20 protein-coding genes and 2 pseudogenes are annotated in these 20,452 nt (G+C 55.7%); 12 read left to right on the top strand and 10 right to left on the bottom strand.

Annotation, left to right across the window (positions count from 1 at the left end; genetic code table 11):
* Positions 1–680 precede the first annotated feature (680 nt).
* From E4P82_RS15610 to E4P82_RS15600, 7 genes and pseudogenes are all read left to right on the top strand, one after another.
* Positions 681–1,170, top strand: a pseudogene (locus tag E4P82_RS15610) (nuclear transport factor 2 family protein).
* A gap of 359 nt (positions 1,171–1,529) precedes the next feature.
* Positions 1,530–1,799, top strand: a complete 270-nt coding sequence (locus E4P82_RS23770; protein ID WP_420887126.1) for a Na+/H+ antiporter NhaA — start codon at positions 1,530–1,532, stop codon at positions 1,797–1,799.
* Positions 1,765–1,845 (top strand): hypothetical protein, encoded by an 81-nt coding sequence (locus E4P82_RS23765; protein WP_420887128.1) that lies wholly within the window; start codon positions 1,765–1,767, stop codon positions 1,843–1,845. Before E4P82_RS23770 ends, E4P82_RS23765 begins: the two co-directional genes overlap by 35 nt.
* Before the next feature lie 14 nt (positions 1,846–1,859).
* A pseudogene (locus E4P82_RS23760) lies at positions 1,860–2,301 on the top strand (Na+/H+ antiporter NhaA); the annotation flags it as partial.
* A gap of 10 nt (positions 2,302–2,311) precedes the next feature.
* Positions 2,312–2,386, top strand: a complete 75-nt coding sequence (locus E4P82_RS23755) for a hypothetical protein (RefSeq protein ID WP_420887127.1) — start codon at positions 2,312–2,314, stop codon at positions 2,384–2,386.
* Complete coding sequence (locus tag E4P82_RS22900) at positions 2,367–2,759, top strand: Na+/H+ antiporter NhaA (protein ID WP_281383706.1); 393 nt, start codon at positions 2,367–2,369, stop codon at positions 2,757–2,759. The genes E4P82_RS23755 and E4P82_RS22900 overlap by 20 nt, the downstream gene beginning before the upstream one ends.
* A gap of 60 nt (positions 2,760–2,819) precedes the next feature.
* Positions 2,820–3,959, top strand: coding sequence for a calcium:cation antiporter (locus E4P82_RS15600; protein ID WP_169249748.1), 1,140 nt, complete (start codon positions 2,820–2,822; stop codon positions 3,957–3,959).
* Positions 3,960–4,038: 79 nt separating this feature from the next.
* Here E4P82_RS15600 and E4P82_RS15595 read toward each other — a convergent pair whose 3' ends face one another.
* Both E4P82_RS15595 and E4P82_RS15590 read right to left on the bottom strand, forming a co-directional pair.
* Positions 4,039–5,724 carry a DNA repair helicase XPB gene (locus E4P82_RS15595; protein ID WP_169249747.1) on the bottom strand — a complete coding sequence of 562 codons (1,686 nt, stop codon included), beginning with the start codon at positions 5,722–5,724 and terminating at the stop codon, positions 4,039–4,041.
* Positions 5,721–7,562 (bottom strand): hypothetical protein, encoded by a 1,842-nt coding sequence (locus tag E4P82_RS15590; RefSeq protein WP_169249746.1) that lies wholly within the window; start codon positions 7,560–7,562, stop codon positions 5,721–5,723. Before E4P82_RS15590 ends, E4P82_RS15595 begins: the two co-directional genes overlap by 4 nt.
* Positions 7,563–7,735: 173 nt before the next feature.
* On the opposite strand from E4P82_RS15590, the gene E4P82_RS15585 reads away from it, so the two are divergent.
* The 5 genes from E4P82_RS15585 (at position 7,736) to E4P82_RS15565 (ending at position 13,996) form a co-directional block, all read left to right on the top strand.
* The gene (locus tag E4P82_RS15585) at positions 7,736–8,029 is read left to right on the top strand and encodes a hypothetical protein (RefSeq protein ID WP_169249745.1); all 294 of its coding nucleotides are present in this window, start codon (positions 7,736–7,738) and stop codon (positions 8,027–8,029) included.
* Positions 8,030–8,044: 15 nt separating this feature from the next.
* Positions 8,045–10,057: a biotin attachment protein gene (locus tag E4P82_RS15580; RefSeq protein ID WP_169249744.1), complete on the top strand. Its 2,013-nt coding sequence runs from the start codon at positions 8,045–8,047 to the stop codon at positions 10,055–10,057.
* A gap of 1 nt (position 10,058) precedes the next feature.
* Positions 10,059–11,213, top strand: coding sequence for a sodium ion-translocating decarboxylase subunit beta (locus E4P82_RS15575; protein ID WP_169249743.1), 1,155 nt, complete (start codon positions 10,059–10,061; stop codon positions 11,211–11,213).
* Positions 11,214–11,282: 69 nt separating this feature from the next.
* Positions 11,283–13,523 carry a 6-phosphofructokinase gene (locus tag E4P82_RS15570; protein WP_169249742.1) on the top strand — a complete coding sequence of 747 codons (2,241 nt, stop codon included), beginning with the start codon at positions 11,283–11,285 and terminating at the stop codon, positions 13,521–13,523.
* A gap of 131 nt (positions 13,524–13,654) precedes the next feature.
* The gene (locus E4P82_RS15565) at positions 13,655–13,996 is read left to right on the top strand and encodes a PilZ domain-containing protein (protein ID WP_169249741.1); all 342 of its coding nucleotides are present in this window, start codon (positions 13,655–13,657) and stop codon (positions 13,994–13,996) included.
* Between the two features lie 97 nt (positions 13,997–14,093).
* On the opposite strand, the gene E4P82_RS15560 is transcribed toward E4P82_RS15565, so the two are convergent.
* The 8 genes from E4P82_RS15560 to E4P82_RS15525 all read right to left on the bottom strand — a co-directional run bounded on the left by E4P82_RS15560 (position 14,094) and on the right by E4P82_RS15525 (position 20,422).
* A complete protein-coding gene (locus tag E4P82_RS15560) occupies positions 14,094–15,140 on the bottom strand; it encodes an ABC transporter substrate-binding protein (protein WP_169249740.1) in 1,047 nt (348 codons plus the stop codon).
* Positions 15,130–15,924: an ABC transporter ATP-binding protein gene (locus E4P82_RS15555; protein WP_312915317.1), complete on the bottom strand. Its 795-nt coding sequence runs from the start codon at positions 15,922–15,924 to the stop codon at positions 15,130–15,132. Before E4P82_RS15555 ends, E4P82_RS15560 begins: the two co-directional genes overlap by 11 nt.
* An 80-nt stretch (positions 15,925–16,004) precedes the next feature.
* A complete protein-coding gene (locus E4P82_RS15550; RefSeq protein ID WP_246327620.1) occupies positions 16,005–16,787 on the bottom strand; it encodes an ABC transporter permease in 783 nt (260 codons plus the stop codon).
* Between the two features lie 64 nt (positions 16,788–16,851).
* The gene (locus tag E4P82_RS15545) at positions 16,852–17,133 is read right to left on the bottom strand and encodes a chemotaxis protein CheB (protein ID WP_338140969.1); all 282 of its coding nucleotides are present in this window, start codon (positions 17,131–17,133) and stop codon (positions 16,852–16,854) included.
* Between the two features lie 123 nt (positions 17,134–17,256).
* Positions 17,257–17,730 carry a chemotaxis protein CheB gene (locus E4P82_RS15540; RefSeq protein ID WP_312915315.1) on the bottom strand — a complete coding sequence of 158 codons (474 nt, stop codon included), beginning with the start codon at positions 17,728–17,730 and terminating at the stop codon, positions 17,257–17,259.
* Between the two features lie 28 nt (positions 17,731–17,758).
* On the bottom strand, positions 17,759–17,914 hold the full coding sequence (locus tag E4P82_RS15535) for a hypothetical protein (RefSeq protein ID WP_169249737.1): 156 nt from the start codon (positions 17,912–17,914) through the stop codon (positions 17,759–17,761).
* A gap of 119 nt (positions 17,915–18,033) precedes the next feature.
* Positions 18,034–19,212, bottom strand: coding sequence for a chemotaxis protein CheA (locus E4P82_RS15530; RefSeq protein WP_169249736.1), 1,179 nt, complete (start codon positions 19,210–19,212; stop codon positions 18,034–18,036).
* Between the two features lie 4 nt (positions 19,213–19,216).
* Positions 19,217–20,422, bottom strand: coding sequence for an Hpt domain-containing protein (locus E4P82_RS15525; RefSeq protein WP_169249759.1), 1,206 nt, complete (start codon positions 20,420–20,422; stop codon positions 19,217–19,219).
* Positions 20,423–20,452 lie beyond the last annotated feature (30 nt).

The following is a 20,452-nucleotide window of genomic DNA, read 5'->3' as shown; positions in this document are numbered from 1 at the left end:
AAACGTCTAACCCCGCAGGAATACAGAGCGAAGCTTGATTGGGATAAATGGGATATTAAACATTTGTGGCATGTGTTGCGCTGTACTGATCACTGGAAAGCGATTTATTTGTCAGACAAGTTGAGGTGTCGTTCTGGAGTGTGGAGCATCGGAACCATTGAATATACTCGCAACTCATTATCACATAATATCCTGATGAAAGATTGTAAAGGCTACTATCTAAACCACAGGGATGGGAAAATTCGACTTACATACAAAACATCATTTAAAGGATATATTAAAACCTGGTTGGAGCGCACCAAAAACTATCGCCTACATAATAGAATATACTCAATTAAGGCGCTCGAATGGTCCGTATTAGTGTTCCTGTTAATAAGTTCATTGCTTGCGTTACTGACCGATGGAATCATACTTGAATTTTGTTGCTGAGAGATGAAAGGAAATGTGGCGTATTCTTATGGTCTTAGAGGTTATCAACTCCAATTAGGGAGCGAATGCGCCGTGAGCAAAGATATCATGGCTCAATATAGATTCCAGTTCAATGACTCCCAGCGAAGCCAGGAGTCATTGAACTCTCTGCTAACTTAGACTCGCAACTGTTGCACTTCGCTACGCAGTTAACAGTTCGGCTAGAGGCACGTAATACCTCAAATGCACCCTCACCTCAATAGGAGACTTTCGTGAAAATCAAGTCCTTCGGTTTTGTTCTTGTTGCCGCCGCCCTTGCGGGCTGTGCATCAAACCAAGTCGCACAGACCAGCGAGCAGGGCACGCGGACAGAAAGTTGCAAAGCCACTTCCGAAGCGGAAATCGCAGCGCTGTTCGATCGCTGGAATCAATCATTGCAGACGGGCGATCCAACACAAAGTGGTCGCCAACTATGCGGAGCACTCAATACTCTTACCCACGGTTTCAAACAAGCCGCGTCTCACGCCAGCCGAGAAGGAAGATTACTTCCACCATTTTCTGGAGAACAAACCCTCCGGCAAGATTGACCTACAATTCATCGAAATTGGTTGCAACACGGCATTCGATGCAGGTCTTTACACATTCACGTTCGCGAAGACAGGACAAAAGGTAAGCGGACGCTACACCTACACCTACCGTTGGAATGGTTCCGAGTGGCTAATTTCCAGTCACCATTCCTCAGCAATGCCTGAGAAGAACTAGCCACGAGTGGCATAAAAAAAATTGACGCGGCGGACGGATGAAAGACGCCCGCCGCTGAATAATTCACTGGTTGCTTGGTACTTTGCGCCGCGCAACCACATGGATTAAGCCGATATCAGTCGTCAAAGTCTTCGGCTTTTCCATCCTCACGGCTTTTCCATCCTCACGGCTTTTCCGTCCTCACGGCTTATCTGTCGCCCCGTTTTTTCTAACATGAACCCAAACTTTATTAATTAACCAACCAAAATAAGAAGTCATTTATCTTTAAATAGAGAGTTAGAGGAAATTACGCGGCGTGAAGCGCCACACAACCAACAGATCAACAAAAAAATTTACCTACTTAGAGCTCTGAGCGCATTATGCAAAACCACCAAAACACATTTATTACGTCTTTTTTTTCGACTCGAATCTGCTGGCGGGATTCTACTTTTTTTTATCAGCCGTACTTGCAATTATTCTGGCAAACTCATTTCTTGAACCATACTACCAACTTTTTTCTTACAATACCAGTTGAGATACGTATTGGCGCATTAAATATTTCCAAAAATTTATTGCTTTGGATTAATGACGGCCTAATGGCTATATTCTTTTTTTTTGGTAGGCTTGGAGTTAAAACGCGAGTTGATTGAAGGAGAGCTTTCGGACAAAAAAAAAACATCATATTACCTGGAATAGGCGCCGTGGGTGGCATGGCTATACCTGCACTAATTTACCTTTATTTTAACTACGAAGACCCAATTGCAATAAAAGGCTGGGCCATACCTTCGGCAACCGATATTGCGTTTGCTTTAGGTGTATTAACTTTACTTGGCTCTCGTGTCCCTGCCTCAATAAAAATATTCCTCACTTCTCTAGCAATATTTGATGATATTGGCGCAATTCTGATTATTGCATTTTTTTTATACATCAAAAATATCTCTTTCAGCCTTAGGCGTGGTGGCTGTATGCATTCCCATTCTGTTTTATATGAATAAACGCAACGTACTATCTAAAAGTCCATATATTTTAATCGGAATTATTATGTGGATAGCAACATTGAAGTCAGGTGTGCATGCTACTCTAGCTGGTGTAGTGTTAGCCATGTTTATACCTATGCGTTCAAATTCCAACCCTGAGTATTCGCCACTCAAAAGCATGGAGCATGACTTACACTCTGTGGTCGCATTTTTTTGTACTCCCTGTATTTGCTTTTGCTAATGCCGGCATCAATTTTTAGCGGAGTAACCGCTGGACAGCTATTTCATGGTGTACCCATAGGAATTGCCTTTGGTTTGTTTTTTTGGAAAACAGATTGGTGTTTTTTACCTTTTTGCTATCTATTTATTACCCTCAAGATCACATCCTTACCTAAAGGCATGAATTGGCTGAGCCTATATGGAGTATCTGCTCTTTGTGGAGTTGGTTTCACAATGAGTTTATTTATCGGATCACTGGCATTTGAAGAAACCGGAGTTAACTTACTTTTCGATGAAAGACTTGGAATTATATTGGGCTCGCTGGGTTCCGGTTTTCTTGGTTATATCGTACTTCGTGCCAGCTTAAGTTCTTGCGAATCAATTCGGCCGACCACTAAAACCTCAGATGATTGAGGCGTCGTCGCGGATGCTTCATGCCTACGACAACGGCTTCCCTACAATCAAGGAGGTATAATGAGTTCCGAGCCACAACCGCAGCCCGTACCCAACGTCATACGCACCGAACTCGCACTCTGGGCGGGCATCATCACCACCCTGCTTTTCCTGATATTTGGGGATCGCTGGGTGGCCGACTTGTCGAACCTGCTCTGGTACAGCCTGCTCTTCGTCTGGCTCTTCGTGGTGATCGCATGGCTGGCGTTCAGCGTCGTCCGACACGCCGACGCGCTGGCCATCCTGCTCGGCGAGCCGTACGGGACGATCATCCTCACGCTCTCGGTGATCGTCATCGAGGTGGCCATGATCTCCGCGGTGATGCTCACCGGCGCGGATAATCCCACCCTCGCGCGGGACACCCTCTTCTCGGTCCTGATGATCGTGCTAAACGGCATGCTGGGCGTCACGCTGCTCGTGGGCGGTCTCCGACACCGCGAGCAGAGCTACAACCTTCAGGGCGCCGCCACCTACCTGGGCGTCCTCATCCCTCTGGCGGGCCTGAGCCTGATCCTGCCGCGCTACATGGAGGGCGCACCGGGCGGCGAAGTGACGCTGCTGGTGGAGGGATGGCTGGTCGTGGTCTCGGTTGGGTTGTACGGGGCCTTCCTATGGATTCAGACCTTGCGCCATAGCAACTATTTCACCCAACTCCAGCCTCACGACGGCACCGAAGCGGTCTGTGCCGATCACCATGCTCATCCGCCCGTGCGTTCCATCGGCTATCACGCTTTCTTTCTGCCACTCACCATGCTCCCGATCGTGCTGCTCTCGAAGAAAATGGCGCTGCTGGTCGACCACGGTCTCACCAACCTGGGTGGACCCCAAGCCTTGGGAGGTCTTTTCATCGCGGTGCTCGTGCTGGCGCCGGAGGGCGTCGCGGCCATCAAGTCCGCCCTGGAAAACCAACTCCAGCGCACCGTCAACATTGCCATGGGCTCGGCGCTTTCGACCATCGGATTGACCATTCCGGCTGTGCTGGTCATCGGCATGGTCACGGGCAAGGCGGTGGAACTCGGACTCAGCCCCGCCAACATCCATCTGTTGCTCCTGACCCTGCTGGTCACCGTCGTGAATTTCAGCGCCGCGCGCACCAATGTCCTGCACGGCATCGTTCACCTCATGCTCTTCATCACCTATCTGGTGTTGATCTTCGACTGAGGACGGTGTTCGTGCCATCGCTTGGGCGCCAAACGCTTGCGACCCTCCTCCTCACCGCGAGAGGAGGTTGCACGGCGTCTCAACCCTTCCCCCAGGTCTCGATCCGATAGCTGTAGCCCTGTTCGGTCAAAAACAGTTGCCGGTGGCGGGCGAAATCCTCCTCGCAGGTACGCAGGCTGACCAGGGTATAAAACCGCGCCCGCCGGCCGTCCTTCTTCGGCCGCAGCACCCGTCCCAAACGCTGCGCTTCCTCCTGGCGCGAGCCGTATCTGCCGGACACCTGCACCAACACATCCGCGTCCGGCAGGTCCACCGCAAAATTGCCGACCCGCGACAGCACCAGCCCCGGCACCGTCCGCTCGCGAAAACCTTGATACAAGCGTTCCCGCTCCAACTGCGGAGTCTTACCGGTCAGCAGTGGAAAACCAGTGTCCGCCGCCAAATCCTGCAACTGATCGATGTACTCGCCGATCACCAAAATCCGGTGCCCGACCTCCTGTTTCAGCAAGTCCACCACCACCGCCCGCTTGCGGGGATTCTCCGCCGCAATGCGGAACTGATTGCGACGCGGCGCCAGCGCGTATTCCATATCCCGCTCCGGGGTCTGGGCAATGCGTATCTCGGTGCAATCGGCGGCGGCGATCCAGCCTTGCCCTTCCAGCTCGCGCCAGGGCACGTCGTAGCGCTTGGGACCGATCAGCGCGAACACGTCCTTTTCCAGACCATCCTCGCGGATCAAGGTGGCGGTCAACCCCAACCGGCGGCGCGATTGCAGCTCGGCGGTAATACGGAACACCGGCGCCGGCAGCAGATGCACCTCGTCGTAGATGATCAGCCCCCAGGACCGGGCGTGAAACAGACCGAAATGGACGAATTCGGCATCCTGACTCGGTCGGTAGGTCAGCATCTGATAGGTCGCCAGCGTCACCGGCCCGGTATCCTTGCGCTGGCTGCTGTACTCGGCGACCACATCCGTCGGCAGATCGGTCTTGTCCAGCAATTCCCGCCGCCACTGTTCCATCGAAGTCTGGCTGGTGGTCAAAATCAGGGTGTTTTCCTGAATCAGCGCCATCACCGCCATGCCCACGATGGTCTTGCCGGCGCCGCAGGGCAGCACGATGACCCCGCTGCCACCCTGCATCCGCCCGTCCTGATGAAAAGCCGCCGCCGCCGCCCGCTGGTAATCACGAACCAGGAACGGCTCACCGTCGCCGCTCCGCTCGCGCAGCCGCAGTGGCAGTTCCTGCCCCTCGTTGTAACCGGCCAGATCGTCGGCCGGATAGCCGATGGCGACCAGCGCCTGCTTGAGCAGGCCGCGCACCCCCAAACGGACGCGAAACACCCGCTCCGCCAGCCGCTCGCCCAACAGCGGCGCCACTTTGCGGTCGCGGGCCAGCAATTCCGCCAGCGGCGGGTCGGCGACCCGCAACATCAGTCCCAATCCCGCTTCATCGCGTTCGATCACCGCCAGTCCGTAGCGCCGGCCTAGCGCCTCGATCTCCTGGGCCACACCTTCGGGCACCGAATATTTGGCGTACTCGCGCAAGGTGGCGATCATCGCCCCGGTGTCCAAACCCGTGGCTCGGGCGTTCCAGATGCTCAGCGGAGTAATGCGGTAGGTATGGACGTGCTCCGGACTCTTGATCAGCTCGGCAAAAGGCGCGATGGCGTCGCGGGCCGCCTCGGCGCGGGGCGAATGCACTTCCAACAGCACGGTCTGATCGCTCTGCACGATCAGCGGATTCTCGGGAAAGTAATCGCTCATTTGGGCAGACTGTAGCCGAGTTTGCGCAGCGCGCCGCGGAAACGGGCCTCGGATTCGGTGGCGACCGCGAGATGCCTCTCGCCGGCCAACAGACAAAATGGCTTGGTGCGGCTGTCGTTGGCGATCAGCGTCGCCAGCACCGCATCGGCGCACTCGACCAACCGAGCGGTTCCGGTGGTTTTCAGACTCCGGGCGCGGCGGGTCATGTCCTCCAGAAAGCGCTCCACCGTCTCCGGCAAAGGTTGGCCGCCGAGTGAGACCAGCAGCTCCGCCAGCACCGTGATGTCATGCCCCTCTTCCAAGGCTTCCAACAGACGAGCCTGATCCAGCTTCCACACGGCGTCCGAGGTCTTGGCCGCATAACTATCCAGCAGCATGGTATCGGCCGGCTCCAGCGACGTGCCGATGGCGACGATCTCCAGATTCGGCAGCACCCGTAATACCGGTGTGGAAGATACTTCCGGCGCGACCGGTTGGTAGCGATCCGCCAACCCCAGGCAATAGGCACCCAAGGGATTGATGCGGAAATACAGCAGCCCGTCGTAGCGACTGAGGAACGGCAGATCGTCGGTGCCCCAGTTGCCGCGATAGTCGGGACGCGCGTCGTGCGGTGGGATATAGGCCACGTCCAGCAACCCCAGAGTCGCGGCGTATTCGAACAGCAGACAAAGCGCGTAGCGGGCCTGCAAGATCTTCCAGTCGTGAAAACCTTCGTAACCGAGGCTGCCGTAACCGGATTCGGCAATGTAGAGGTTCCAGGGATCGCGGGTCACCTCGAAATCCGCCCCGGTAGCCCGCATCTGGCGAAACAGGTCGTTCACCGCGATCCATCGTCCAGCCGGACAATGTTGCAGCGCCTGGTGGATGGCGGCGCGGCGGCCGGCGACGGCGGTCAGCCCACGCTTACCCTTGCCGGTCTGGCCCTTGATGCAGTCGATGCGCCGCAACTCGTCGATCAGAGTGGTTTTTTGCCAGCGCCGCCATATCTGCGCGATGGTCTTCTCCACCGGTTCGCCGAGCGCTTTTTGTCCGGCTTTGCTGAGTTGCAGCGTCTTGCCGCTCAGCGGAGCCAATCCGCCGGCCTGCACCAGCAACGGCCAGGCAAACGGCTTGATCGGGCCGATCTTGTCGTATTCGCCATACTCGCTGTCATCGTAGAAATCGCCGCCGAGCAATAGCCCGCCCAGGGTTCGGAGCGCGGCGGCACCGGGCTGTTGGGTCTTGTCGCTGACCGCCAACTTGCCGGCGTCGATCAGGCGCAACACCGCCTTGAGATCGTGAATGGCCCCCCGCTCAGTCAGACAGCGGATGATCGGAACCCTATTCTGATAAACCTTCAGCTTACGGGTTTCCTGATCCCATTCCTTGTATGTCAACGCCCACTCGTCGAGGATCTCCTCCTGAGGCGACAATTGCGCTGGTTCGGGTTTCGGCACGAAGGACCCGCAGCGCCGACGCAGGTCATCCGGCATGATGCCGCCGTGAAAAAATACGCCCAACAACGAGGGGTTGCTGTTATAGAACCGGTTCTCGCCCCAATTCGGCGACTGGCCGTACTTGGCCTCGAAGCGCCCGGCATTGAAACGCGCATCCGGCCCGTGCACGACTTCGGCCACCGCCGCCTGTTGCACGGGATCGAGCCGGCTCCAGAGCGTCTGGAGCCGCTCGCCTTCGGTGTGTCGGCGGATGTATTCGATCAAATCCGCCTTGCGGGTGGGCAAGTTCTTGCCGTCTCCCACCAGCGCGGCAAGTTTCTTTAGAATATCGACCGTCCAACTCTGTAGGGCATCGACCAGCGTGGGGATGGATTGGGGTTCGTTCTGAACGTAGTAGGCCATGATCAAACCTCGCAAAAGGCGAACCAAGTACGCCCGGAAAAAGGGTCGATTTGATTCAGTTCGAGGGAATTTTGCCCGCTGTCGGGCAGTACGGTTACAGTTTTCCTACAATTCCCCATGAGCCGCATCCGGCTCGACCGCCAGCCAAGCATGATCATGTCAAGGACCACTGTATGGAAGAACCCAATCTTTTCCTGATTTGTCTGAACGCCTTCGTGGCGGTCATCGGCCTGCTTGCCGCACTGGCCGGCGCTCTGCGGGGACTGCTCGAATTGTTCCCGGAACAACCCAGCGCCACCGCGCCACCGCCACGGATCGACATACGACCGGCCACCGCCATCGCGCCACCGCCGCGAGCCGCCGCCTGGCAACCGTGGACCGACACGGCCATCGCCGTCGCTATCGCCACCGCCGTGAACGCCGCCGCACCCGGCGCGCGCGTCACCCACATCGAAGAAATCCGTTAAACACCGAGAGCCACCATGATCTTTGCACCCACTCCAAAAAAAATCCATGTCATGCTGACCGCCTTCCGCGACGGATTGCAAAGCGTGTTCGGCGGCAAGGTGCGCGTCAAGGACGTGCTACCCGCCATGCAGGCCGCCGCCGCCATGGGCGTGCGCCATTTCGAATTCGGCGGCGGCGCCCGCTACCAGGCACCCTACTTCTACGCCGGCGAGGACCCGTTCACCTGCATGGACCAGATGCGCGAGGCGGTCGGCCCGGACGCCGACCTGCAAATCCTCACTCGCTCGGTGTCCGGCGTTACCCTGACCACCCAGCGGCTCAAGGCGCTGGAGATGCAGGCGCGGTTGATGAAGAAACACGGCACCACCATCGATCGCAACTTCGACTTCATGAACGACGTGGACAACTTGATCAAGACCGGCAAACCCATCGTGGATGCCGGCATGCATCATCAGGTCTGCGTGGCAATGATGGGCCTGCCGTACCGATCCGATCGGGTCCATACCCCTGATTTTTATGTCGGGATCATCCAACGGCTACTGGAAGCGGGGCTCCATTTCGACTCGGTGTGCATGAAGGACGCCTCCGGCACCACCGACCCGCACACCTGCTACGAAACCGCCAAGGGCCTGAAGAAAATCCTGCCGCCCGAAGTGCCGCTGTCCATGCACACCCACGATACCGCGTCGATGGCCGTGGCCTGCTACATGGCCGGCATCGCCGGCGGTGTGGACCGCATCGACCTGTCGGTACGGCCCCTGGCCTCCGGCACCTCGCAACCGGACGTGCGTTCGATGTGGCACGCGCTCAAGGGCACCGGCTATACGCTCGACATCGACGCCGGCAAGATGAACGAGCTGGAAAAGTTGCTCGACGAGGGGCTCAAGGACTATTCGTTCAATCCGGTCACCACCTCGGCCGATGCGCGAGTCGTCAATTTTCCGATGCCGGGCGGCGCCATCGGCCCCAATGTCCATATGATGGCGGAAGCCGGCATTCTCGATCGCTACGGCGACGTGCTGGCCGAGTTCCCCGAAGTGGTGCGGGCCGGTGGCGCCTGGACCAGCGTGACGCCTGGCAGTCAGCAGTACTGGCTACAAGCCTTCAACAACGTGCTGCACGGCCGCTGGCAAAAAATCGACGCCGGTTACGGGCGCTCGGTGCTCGGCTACTTCGGCCGCACGCCGGAGCCACCGGACCCCACGGTGATCAAGGTCGCCGCCGAGCAACTCAAGCTGGAGCCGTTCACCGGCGATCCGCTGGAAGAAGCCCCGGACAGCATCGCCACCGCCGAGGAGGCGCTGCGCGAGCGCAAGCTACCGCTGACCGAAGAGAACGTCTTTCTGGTTGCCTCCGCCATCGTGCCAGGCAAGAACATGGAATTGAACGAAGGCATCCGGCTATTGGCCGGTAAAGCCAAGATCAACCTGCCGCTGAAAACCAAGGAACAGCCTACCGCCGCAACCGCTCCGACCCCGGTCCCGGTAACCCCCACTCCGACGACCGCCGGCCCCCCCCGTTCCTCCAGTCGCTCCCGCCCCCTGCTCCCGCTCAGGCCGCTCTCGCTCAAGCGACCCCCCACTCCCGCCCAGGCCGGCTCCCGTTTCAGCGGCTCCCGCCCCTGTTTTCACCGGGCCGGTCACCACCCAATGCACGGTGGTCGAAGGCGCCGTGACCCGGACCTTCCGCATTACCATCGAACCTCCGACGGGAACGAGTCCGGCGAGCACCACTCCCGTCGCCACTCCCGCCCCCTACCCCCCGCCCCTGTCGTCACGGTATCCCCACCGCCAGCCACCGAGCAGCGCACGCCGGTCTTCTCGCCGTTCGAAGGCAAGGTCGAACTGGTGGACATCAACGTGAAAGTGGGCGACACGGTGCGTAAGGGACAGGTGGTGGCCGCCGTCGAGGCCATGAAGGCCAAACACGACGTACGCGCGCCCCGCGACGGCACGGTGGTGGAAATCAACGCCGAACTCGGCAGCGAGGTCTTCGCCGGCAAACCCATCCTGACCCTCGGCGGCTGACATGGATACCTTGTCGGAACTGATCGCCCAAAGCGGCTTTCGCGGCCTGACCTGGCAGAATCTGTTCATGTTCGGGATCTCCGGGCTGTTGATCTATTTAGCGGTGAAGAAAAACTACGAGCCGCTGCTGCTGATCCCCATCGGCTTTGGCGCGATGCTCGCCAATCTGCCGGCGGCCATGCTCAGTGCCTCCAGCGGCTTTCATGCGGAGCCCGGTCAGACCGTGCCGCTGCTGCAACTGATCTACAGCATGGGCATCAAGACCCAGTTGTTGCCACCGGTAATTTTCATGGGGGTGGGCGCGCTGACCGACTTCCGACCGCTGCTGAGCCGACCGATCACCCTGCTGCTCGGCGCGGCGGCCCAGTTGGGCATTTTCGTCGCCGCGCTCGGCGCTTTCTACCTGTTCGGTTTCACGGCCGAGGAAGCGGCATCGATCGGCATCATCGGCGGGGCGGACGGACCGACCTCCATTTACCTGACCGCCATTCTCGCCCCGCACCTGCTGGGCGCGGTGGCGGTGGCCGCCTACAGCTACATGGCGCTGGTGCCGGTGATCCAACCGCCGATCCTGCGTCTGCTGACCACTCCCGAGGAGCGCGCCATCAACATGCCCCAGGCTCGGCCGGTATCACAAACGGCGGTCATCGCTTTCCCGATCTTCATCACCGTGCTGACCGCCCTGGCCATCCCGTCCAGCGCGCCGCTGATCGGCATGCTGATGTTCGGCAACCTGCTGCGGGAATCTGGCGTTACCGACCGGCTGAGCAAGACCGCCGGCGGCGCGCTGATCAACATCGTCACCATCTTCCTTGGCCTGGTGGTCGGCGCCACCATGCAGGGTGACACCTTCCTCAGCCCGCAGACCCTGTTTATCCTGGTGCTGGGAGCGGTGGCGTTCGCCTGTAGCACGGCGGGCGGCATTTTGTTCGCCAGATTGCTCAACCTGATCCTCCCGGAAGGCAAGCGCATCAACCCCTGCATCGGCGCGGCCGGGGTGTCGGCGGTGCCAATGTCGGCCCGGGTGGTGCAGAAATTCGTTTCCGAGCAGACCGACGGGGAGGTCAACCCGCTGATGGCGGCCATGGGTCCCAACGTGGCCGGCGTGATCGGATCGGCGGTGGCCGCTGGCATGTTCCTGGCGTTGCTGCGGTAATCCAGCGGTTATGCAACGGCGTTACACTTCCTCCCATCCCCTTTCACCAGCCGAAGGAAAATCGACTCCATGGCCAGCAATCTCCCAACCAGCATCGGCGTCCTGACCAGCGGCGGCGATGCTCAGGGCATGAACGCCGCGGTACGCGCGGTGGTCCGCTCCGCGCTGCATCAGGGCGCCGCCGTCCACGCCATTTTCGAAGGCTATCAAGGCATGGTGGACGGTGGCGATCGCATCCGCTCGTTGTCGTGGGACGATGTCGGCAGCATCCTGCATCGGGGCGGTACCGTCATCGGCACCGCCCGCTGCCCGGCATTCCGTGAGAGGGAGGGTCGCCGACGCGCCGCTCGCAATCTGCTCCAGCGTGGCATCGACCGGTTGGTGATCATTGGTGGTGACGGTAGCCTGACCGGCGCCAATCTGTTTCGTCAGGAATGGCCGGAACTGTTAACGGAGCTGGTTCAAGCTGGGGAAATCGATGAAGCCACCGCCCAAGCTCACCCGGCGTTGATGATCGCTGGGCTGGTGGGCTCCATCGACAACGACATGGTCGGCACCGACATGACCATCGGCGCCGATTCCGCCCTGCACCGTATCATCGAAGCCATCGATGCGCTGACCAGCACGGCCGCCAGCCACCAGCGCAGTTTCGTGGTCGAGGTCATGGGGCGGCATTGTGGCTACCTGGCGCTGACCAGCGCCATCGCCGGCGGCACCGATTACGTGCTTATTCCCGAATATCCCCCGGCGGAGGGCTGGGAAGACCGCATGTGCGAACTGTTGCGCCATGGCCGGGCGGCAGGTCGCCGCGACAGTATCGTGGTGGTGGCCGAAGGCGCCACCGATCGGGCCGGCAATCGCATCGGCGGCGACTACATCCGTCGGATTCTGGAAGAACGGTTGGGCGAAGATACCCGCGTGACCATTCTCGGTCATGTCCAGCGCGGCGGCACGCCCAGCGCCTATGACCGCTGGATGAGCACCCTGGTCGGCCATGCCGCCGTCCAGGAACTACTGGCGGCCACGCCAGACAGCGAGCCGCAACTGATCGGCGTCCGTTATAACCGGGTTCGACGATTACCTTTGATGCAATGCGTCGAGCAGACCCGGGCAATCGCCCGGACCATTGCCGAAAAGGATTACGCCAAGGCCGTGGAGCTGCGCGGCGGCAGCTTTACCGAAATGACCAAAACCTTCAGGGCCATGGCCGAAGCGCTGCCCAGCGTGACGCCGCCGGTTCGTCCGCGCCGGATCGCCGTGCTGCACGGCGGTGGCCTGGCGCCGGGCATGAATACGGCCGCCCGCGCCGCCGTGCGTCTGGGTCGCGATCGCGGGCATGTGATGCTAGGGGTACATGGCAGCTTTGCTGGACTGGTCGATGGGCGCATTAAGGAACTCACCTGGGGTGATGTCGAAGGCTGGACCGCGCTGGGCGGCGCCGAGCTGGGCGCCAGCCGGCAAATACCGACCACCGAACAACTCTACGCCGTGGCCCGTTCGCTGGAAACACATGACATCGACGCTTTGCTGGTCATCGGCGGCTGGAAGGCCTATCAGGCATTACATCGGCTGGACAGCGAACGGGAGCGCTATCCAGCCTTCAAGATCCCAATGGTTTGCCTGCCGGCCACCATCGATAACAACCTGCCCGGCTCGGACTTGAGTATTGGCGCCGACACCGCGCTCAACGTCATCGTCGAAGCGCTCGACCGTATCAAGCAATCGGCGATGGCGGCACGGCGCTGTTTCGTGGTCGAGGTAATGGGTCGACATTGCGGTTATCTGGCGATGATGAGCGGCCTGGCGGGCGGCGCCGAACGGATTTACCTGCCTGAGGAGGGCATCACTCTCAAGGATTTACAGGCCGACGTGGAGCGCATGGTCGAGAGCTTTCGCGGCGGACGGCGGCTGTATCTGACCATTCGCAATGAACAGGCCAACGCGCTATACACCACCGACTTTCTGGCACGATTGTTCGAAGAAGAAGGTGGTCAGCTGTTCGATGTGCGCCAGGCGGTGCTAGGCCATATTCAGCAGGGAGGCAACCCCTCGCCATTTGACCGCATCCTCGCCACCCGGCTGGCGGCTCATGGCATCGATTTTCTCACCACGGAGTTGGAGCGCGGTACGGCGGTGGGCGTGTTCATGGGTTTGGCCGAAGGCAAGCTGACCGCCTTCCCGATCAAGCAGATGGCGGACATGGTCGATATCACCAATCGGCGGCCGCTGGAACAGTGGTGGCTGGATTTGCGCTCGGTCATGCAGGCCATGGCGCAACCGACGCTCGCGGATAGCAGCGGTTCGATTTAGACAGCGGAACACAACACTCCAGTCAAGGATGACTGGCATGCGCCTCATATTAATACAGTTTATTCTTGAAGCTCCCTCATCGCAAAAATATAATAATAGGAATCCGATCATCAAAATCCGAGGAACACCCCATGGCTCAAGCGCAAATCGATCACGACAAACGCGACTACCCGAGACTTCCAAAGGAGGTTCCTTTAACAATCACCAAGCTTGAATACCCATTTTCGACCGAAGTGGACGAATCAGGAGTTTTGCGAGATATAGCAAAAGGTGGGATCGGATTTACCGTTGCCAATGTTTATGAACCTGGCACCCGACTGAGCTTGAAAATCAATCTAAAAGGCTGGCGGCGCTATGTTAAGAGCGTGGCATCGATCATCGATGACTCGGCCGGAACTGTTGAAAATACTCCCTTGACTGCAATTGCGGAAGTCGTCTGGATGATTCCATCCCCCCGATGGCAATGGATATGAAATCGGCGTGAAATTTCTGGATATCTATGAGGATGAATACAAAGCCCTCAAAAAGTACCTGGAAAACATGGCGGATTACTTAGCAAGATAATCGAGATCATTTCGACTTCAATGGCTGGAGAATGCTTTCAATATTGGTCACTTCAGCCAGGTTAGCCGCTTTCGCGAACCGGTCTTCCACCAAACCGGTAATATCGCCGTTGGGCAACAATCCAAAGTGCACCATCAAATCAGCCATCTGCTGCATTTCTTCCTGCCTTGGAATAAACTGATCGTAGCGAATTCGGTTGGCGGGGGTCGATAAGGCGTATTGAACCAACTCAGCGGATTGATTCCAATATTGCGAGGCGATTCTGGCGGCCTCATCAGTATTTTGAGCGGCCCAAACTCCAGAACGAGCGGCTCCCTCGACCAGTAATTTTACAATGCCTGGTTCTTCTTGAATAAATTTTTGTTTGACCAAAGTCAAATTGCAAATAAAATTCGGCCATACCGCTTCGACATAATAAACCAAACTGGCGTCACCACTTTTCAAGGTTTTAGCCGCAAACGGTTCGCCAACATAATACGCATCCAAGGAACCGGCACTTAAAGAGGCCGCCATATCCGGCGGGTTCATTTCAACCACTTTTATTTTTCCGGTTAGCCCGAGCTTTTCCATCGATTGGCGGATGCTCAGATTGTGTCCTGAATAACGTAGGGGGACAGCAATCGTTTTGCCGATCAGATCATTTAGCGTGGTTACCTGTAAATCTTTCCTGGCGACTAGCGTGCTTTCGTGCCGGTTGCCGATATAGACCACTTTGACATCTTCTCCCTGTTGCCTGAGTACGATAGCCAAGGGTCCGATTATAAAAGCGGCTTCAATCAGGCCGTTGCGTAGCGCTTCCCCCATCTCCGCGAAAGACGAAAACTTCAACGCCTCGAACCGCACATCGCCTTGATCCCGACTGGCATAATCCAGCAATGGCGCCGCCAGATTGCTAATCACCGGCATATAGCCCAAACGCACTATTCTTTTGCTGTCACGCTCCATGTTAAACGCATAGTGCAATAAGGAAATCAGGATCAACCAACCAGCGGCGACAATGGCAATACGCCAAACCAAGGGAAAACGCCAGTGGCGAATCCATTCAGATGGCATAACTCACTCCGAGCATTAGGAACAACTCATCGCGAGCGTCGCCCAAAACCGTATTTTTCTTGGGATCACGCGGGTGTGGAAAATCGAGTTGGCGATTCAATGTGACTTGGGCGGGCCTGCCACTCATGACCACAACTCGATCACCCATTAACAAGGCATCGTCGATATCATGAGTCACGACCAAAGTGGTCTTGCGCAATAGTTCATGCATATTGACGATTTCCTCGCGAATTTTCATATGACTCAGGAAATCCAGGCCGTTAAAAGGCTCATCCATGATCAGGACATCCGGGTTCGCAGCCAGCGCTCTTGCCAATTCGGCCCGGCGCTGCATCCCTCCCGATAATTGATAGGGATAGTGCTGCTCAAAACCGGTCAGATCGACCATATCAATATTTTCCTGGATTATTTCCCCTCTTGCCCGAACATCCCCCACGTTTCGCACACCCAATTCGACGTTTTGCCAGACCGTCATCCAGGGTAGCAAGCCACTGTGCTGAAAAACAAAGATATGGTGTGGGCTGGGACCACGCACCTTTTCACCATCAATCGTAACCTCACCCGAGGCCGGCGTATCAAAGCCCGCAATAATGCGCAGCAAAGTCGATTTCCCACAGCCGGAAGGACCCAACAGGCACACCATTTCACCTTCCAGAAATTCGAGACTGATGTGATCCAAAACATGCATCATCTCGTTAGGCTGATACAAATCGTGGGGACCACGGCGTTCAAGCCGCCGGTTCTTGTATGATTTGCATACGTCTTGAATCAGGATGTGCCCCACGGTGTTGCTCGCTACTCTTGTCATCTTATTGGAGAAAAACCGGAACAATCCAGGTCATGCTGGATGTACGATCATTTTCGCTAGTAAGGCCTCTGCAACGACGGATGTAGATGCACCAATCGTCGCATCAACTCATCGAGCACGATTCCGAGTAACCCGATCATCATCATACCCACCATGACGTAATCCATCCTTAAGGCATTTCTGGAATCCAGAATCAGATACCCCAAACCAGAGCGGACCGCCAGCATTTCCGCAGCCACGACAACCAACCACCCAATCCCCATCGTGAGGCGCAAAGCTGTCAATACGTTCGGCATAATAGCGGGAAGGATAATTTTAGTGATGGTTTCCCAATGGTTAAATTTAAAATTGGCGGCAACTTGGAAAAAAAATCGGATTAAATGGCATGAGCCGCTATCGCCGTGGCCACCACAAGAGGGAAAAAAACAGGAGAGGAAGATCAGAAAAACAGCGGGCTTATCTCCGATTCCGAACCACAGCACCGCCAAGGGAATCCAGGCCAGCGGTGATATAGGCCGTAAAAACTGAATAAGTGGGTTCAGCATCAGATTGAAGATTTCCATCCGCCCCAGGAAAATGCCCAAGGGTATGGCAAAGATGACTGCTAAATAGAATCCCACTGTCACTCGAAACAGGCTGGCGATCGAGTGTCGCAAAAGAGCACCGTTAGCGATCAACTCTCCCATGCTGTACACCACTTTCGATGGACTGGGAAAAACATGGGGACTCCAACCGCTATACCGGGCTGTCAACTCCCAAATCAGGAGCATTACTGCAAGCGTGATGAAGGGCAAAACAGTACGTCGATTGTCGTAACACCATATCATCAGTTTTGGCATGCGCTCACTGATCATGAGGTGACAATAATGGGCTAGCGGCCTGTTCATACCGATAATTCCAACCTCACACCTCGGCATGAGCAGTATTTTCTATCAGCGCCGCTATGGTGGTAGACAGTTCGTTTTCGTTCACCACCCAGTCCACAACTCCTCGCTCTACGGCACATTGAATCAAATTGGGGTAAACACAAGTCTCTACTTCTTGTGCGATGGTGGTACCGGAATTTTTCTTGACTTTAGCAAAGCCTTCCGTACCATCATTGCCAATTCCAGTCAATAAAAGTCCGATGGCATGGCGTCCAAAAAATATCTGCTGTCGATGAGAATAACGCATCCAATGGTTTATCCGATGCCGTACCGATCTGCAAGCAGACCTCTCGATTGGAATTCACTTGAAAGGTAATCGTATTTTCATAGGAACTGACATAACAAACGCCTTGTTCCAAAACTGCTCCGTCACGAGCAACCTCTACTTTCCAAGGAACATACTCATCAAATTTTTTTTACGAAGGCCGGCAATATTTTTTGGAGAGATTTCCTGTACGACTACCGCCGCAATGGGTAGTTTTGGTGAAAGATTGCAAAACAGACGCAAGGATGTATTCGGTCCACCCAGTGTAGTACCTATGGCCAATAAATAATCGAGCGATTGAAATCCATAACGCTCAGCTAAATCCTCACGACTATCCCAGCGATTTAACTTGACCCGACGGACATTATGCAAATTCACCACAGCCGCCAGTTTGACCCGATCAATCAATTGTTGTTTGGCACGATGGATATCGTGGGAAATAGCTCCTGATGGCTTGGGCAGAAAGTCCACCGCACCCAATCGTAACGCCTCAAAGGTAATGTTGCCATCGCTGAATAGCGAACTCAGCACCACGACAGGAACTGGCGCTTCGATCATGATATGACGAATGGTTGTGATACCGTCCATCACCGGCATATCCATGTCAAGCGTGATCACATCAGGCCGCAATGTTTTTATTTTTTTCCAAACCCTCCAGACCGTTCCTGGCATGCCCGACGATCTTGATTCCTGGATCGGATTCGAGTAGTTCGCTAACTGCCTTGACCATGAAAGCGGCATCGTCCACCACCAGGACTTTTATTTTTTCCACCATTTTGAACTCTCCACCGATCGGGAGCAAAGCAGCTCAGAGGCAACCAGAATATCGCCCAATAACAAGGTTGGATTTGAGCAGCTTAATTCAACTTGCCTGCTGCTGGATAACCGGTTTTATCAATATTGGCTTTCCGTCTGTCCAGGTTTAATTCCTGATATCGGGCAACCTGCCGATTCATGGCAATATTTGCCAGTTCGTATACATCCAAGATCAGAGAAACCCGACCATCGCCGATAATTGTAGCACCGGACAAACCACTTTTTTTCTTGCAAATAATCAACCAGTGGTTTGATCACTACTTCTTCCTGTCCCAGCAATTCATCCACCACCAGTCCAATTTTCCGCAATCCGGCATTGACGATGACCACGAAAAACTTATCGCTTTCCTGATAGCTTGATGGGATATTGAACAAAACCGATAGACGGAATATCGGCGTGGTTCTACCACGAAGATGAATGACCTCCGTGCCCTCCACCGTCGTGATTTCCTTGGAAAAAATCCGCAGCGTTTCTTCGACATTGGCCAATGGCACGGTAAACAGATTATCGCCAACCCGCACCATCAACGCCGCGATGATCGCCAATGTCAGCGGAATCTTCAGTCGAATTCGTGTTTGAAGGCCGAGAGTGGATTCAATATCAATCATGCCATTCAATTTTTCGATATTCTTCTTCACTACATCCATGCCTACCCCACGACCGGAAGTATTGGTCACCTCCGAAGCTGTCGAGAAACCGGGTGTCATTATCAGTCGAAGCAATTCTCGACTTCCCATCCGTTCTAATTCTTCCTTGGAAAGTAATCTCTTTTCCAAAGCCTTGGACTTGATTAATTCAGGATCCATGCCTCGACCGTCATCGGTAATCTCGATGACGATATGATTGCTTTCATGATAAGCTTCAAGAAGCAGCGTACCAGTTGGTGGTTTACCCGAGCGTTTACGCTCCGCCACAGTCTCGAAACCATGATCGACCGCATTCCGGATCAGATGAATCAATGGGTCAGAGATTTCTTCGATAATCATCCGGTCCAGTTCCGTTTCCTCGCCCCGAATTTCCAGTTGCACCTGTTTGGTGGTACTCCGGGTGAGATCGTGAATCAAACGGGGATAACGATTGAAAAGTTGGGCGATTGGCAACATCCGCACTTTCATTACTCCTTCCTGGAGTTCGTTGGAAGTCCGGCTCAGGGAAACGATGGCCTCGCCCAATCGATAGGTAAAAGCCCTAAGCAGCTTCATTTCCTTTGGATCGAGTCCGGCATTGACTTTCAGATGCTGCTGAAGATTTCTCATCTCGTTAAACAACTGAAAAAAAATAGGAACGATCGACGATCAGTTCCCCCACCTGATTCATCAGCATGTCGATTTTGTGCGCATCCACTCGCACGCTTTTCTTCAATACCCGCTCACCGGTGCCCTGAGGCAAGTCTGTCTTCTGGGGCTCGTTCTCCACTTCCCCAGCCAGCCCCGCATCCGTGGCAGGCTCCACTTGCTGCTTGGCAAGCACCGGCTCGGCCTGATCCAGGCCCGTTTTCACGGAAGAGGCCAGAGTTTCAGTCAATTTCGTCGGTAATTCCTCGTCTTCCGAGCGATCTTTCGGTAAGGATTCCTCGACGATCTCCAGCGCGTCACCTCCGCCAACGCTTGAAGGCGCCACCAGCGGTTCATCTCCATGTAGTAAGCGGTCACCGTACTGAGGAAAGAGCTTGATCACTCTGGCCGTGTAGGTCTCCATGAAGTCCATGGAAACTTCCTGATCCAGCGCGACCAACTGCTGGGCCGCGAGGATTTCATCGCACCACTGCTCGTAAATCAGGGCCAGCGCTTGGTAACCCATGTAATTGGCGGAAGAACTGAGGCTATTAATGCAATTGAGACACTGCTCCAGAATCTCCAATTTATCGGTCGCGGTGGACAGCATACTGGTTTGCGTGCCCAAAAAATCCAGTTTTTCCTGCAATTGCTGCAGGAATATAGCAAACAACTCCTTGTCGTATTCTTCCTCATAGGTTTCGATCTCCCGCTCGGGCGGGAACATGGGAGATCGATCCGAGGTTTCGGCGACAGGATCCATCTCCATCGCTTCCCACGATTCCACCGTCTCTTCCGTTTCTTCTCGCCCTTCGATGATCTGTTCGAGCAAGGCAATCAGATCGTCAACCGGCGTTTCCTCCGTCTGGGAATTCGCCAGATCGGCCACCAACATGGCAACGCGGTCGCGCGCAACGATCAGGGTTTCCACAATACCTGGACTCGAAGACTTCTTTCCCTGGCGAAGCAAATCGAGCAGGTCCTCCAGTTTGTGGGAAAGCGCGGCAATCCTGGTCAGCCCCATGAATTGAGAGGCACCCTTGATCGTGTGAACTGGTCTAAAGATGGTGTTGAACAGATCCTGATTAGCCGGATCATCCGCCAATCGCAGCAGCGTCGATTCGATTTCTTCGAGATGCTCGCCAGCTTCGGCAACAAAATCATTAATCAGCGATGGATCAAGCTCGATCATGGGATGCTCTTCTATCAAAAGCGGTATTAG

The sequence above is a fragment of the Candidatus Competibacter phosphatis genome, from assembly GCF_012939995.1.
Taxonomy (GTDB): Bacteria; Pseudomonadota; Gammaproteobacteria; order Competibacterales; family Competibacteraceae; genus Competibacter; species Competibacter phosphatis.
Note: the sequence above shows the minus strand (reverse complement) of the source record. Positions and strands in the feature narration are given on the sequence as shown.

What these genes read in the sequence shown, in the direction of transcription:
- E4P82_RS23770 (WP_420887126.1), top strand. Translation starts at nt 1,530, where the DNA reads ATGCAAAACCACCAAAACACATTTATTACGTCTTTTTTTTCGACTCGA.
- E4P82_RS22900 (WP_281383706.1), top strand. Translation starts at nt 2,367, where the DNA reads ATGCCGGCATCAATTTTTAGCGGAGTAACCGCTGGACAGCTATTTCAT.
- E4P82_RS15600 (WP_169249748.1), top strand. Translation starts at nt 2,820, where the DNA reads ATGAGTTCCGAGCCACAACCGCAGCCCGTACCCAACGTCATACGCACC.
- E4P82_RS15595 (WP_169249747.1), bottom strand. Translation starts at nt 5,724, where the DNA reads ATGAGCGATTACTTTCCCGAGAATCCGCTGATCGTGCAGAGCGATCAG.
- E4P82_RS15590 (WP_169249746.1), bottom strand. Translation starts at nt 7,562, where the DNA reads ATGGCCTACTACGTTCAGAACGAACCCCAATCCATCCCCACGCTGGTC.
- E4P82_RS15585 (WP_169249745.1), top strand. Translation starts at nt 7,736, where the DNA reads ATGGAAGAACCCAATCTTTTCCTGATTTGTCTGAACGCCTTCGTGGCG.
- E4P82_RS15580 (WP_169249744.1), top strand. Translation starts at nt 8,045, where the DNA reads ATGATCTTTGCACCCACTCCAAAAAAAATCCATGTCATGCTGACCGCC.
- E4P82_RS15575 (WP_169249743.1), top strand. Translation starts at nt 10,059, where the DNA reads ATGGATACCTTGTCGGAACTGATCGCCCAAAGCGGCTTTCGCGGCCTG.
- E4P82_RS15570 (WP_169249742.1), top strand. Translation starts at nt 11,283, where the DNA reads ATGGCCAGCAATCTCCCAACCAGCATCGGCGTCCTGACCAGCGGCGGC.
- E4P82_RS15565 (WP_169249741.1), top strand. Translation starts at nt 13,655, where the DNA reads ATGGCTCAAGCGCAAATCGATCACGACAAACGCGACTACCCGAGACTT.
- E4P82_RS15560 (WP_169249740.1), bottom strand. Translation starts at nt 15,140, where the DNA reads ATGCCATCTGAATGGATTCGCCACTGGCGTTTTCCCTTGGTTTGGCGT.
- E4P82_RS15550 (WP_246327620.1), bottom strand. Translation starts at nt 16,787, where the DNA reads ATGCCAAAACTGATGATATGGTGTTACGACAATCGACGTACTGTTTTG.
- E4P82_RS15535 (WP_169249737.1), bottom strand. Translation starts at nt 17,914, where the DNA reads ATGGTGGAAAAAATAAAAGTCCTGGTGGTGGACGATGCCGCTTTCATG.
- E4P82_RS15530 (WP_169249736.1), bottom strand. Translation starts at nt 19,212, where the DNA reads ATGAGAAATCTTCAGCAGCATCTGAAAGTCAATGCCGGACTCGATCCA.
- E4P82_RS15525 (WP_169249759.1), bottom strand. Translation starts at nt 20,422, where the DNA reads ATGATCGAGCTTGATCCATCGCTGATTAATGATTTTGTTGCCGAAGCT.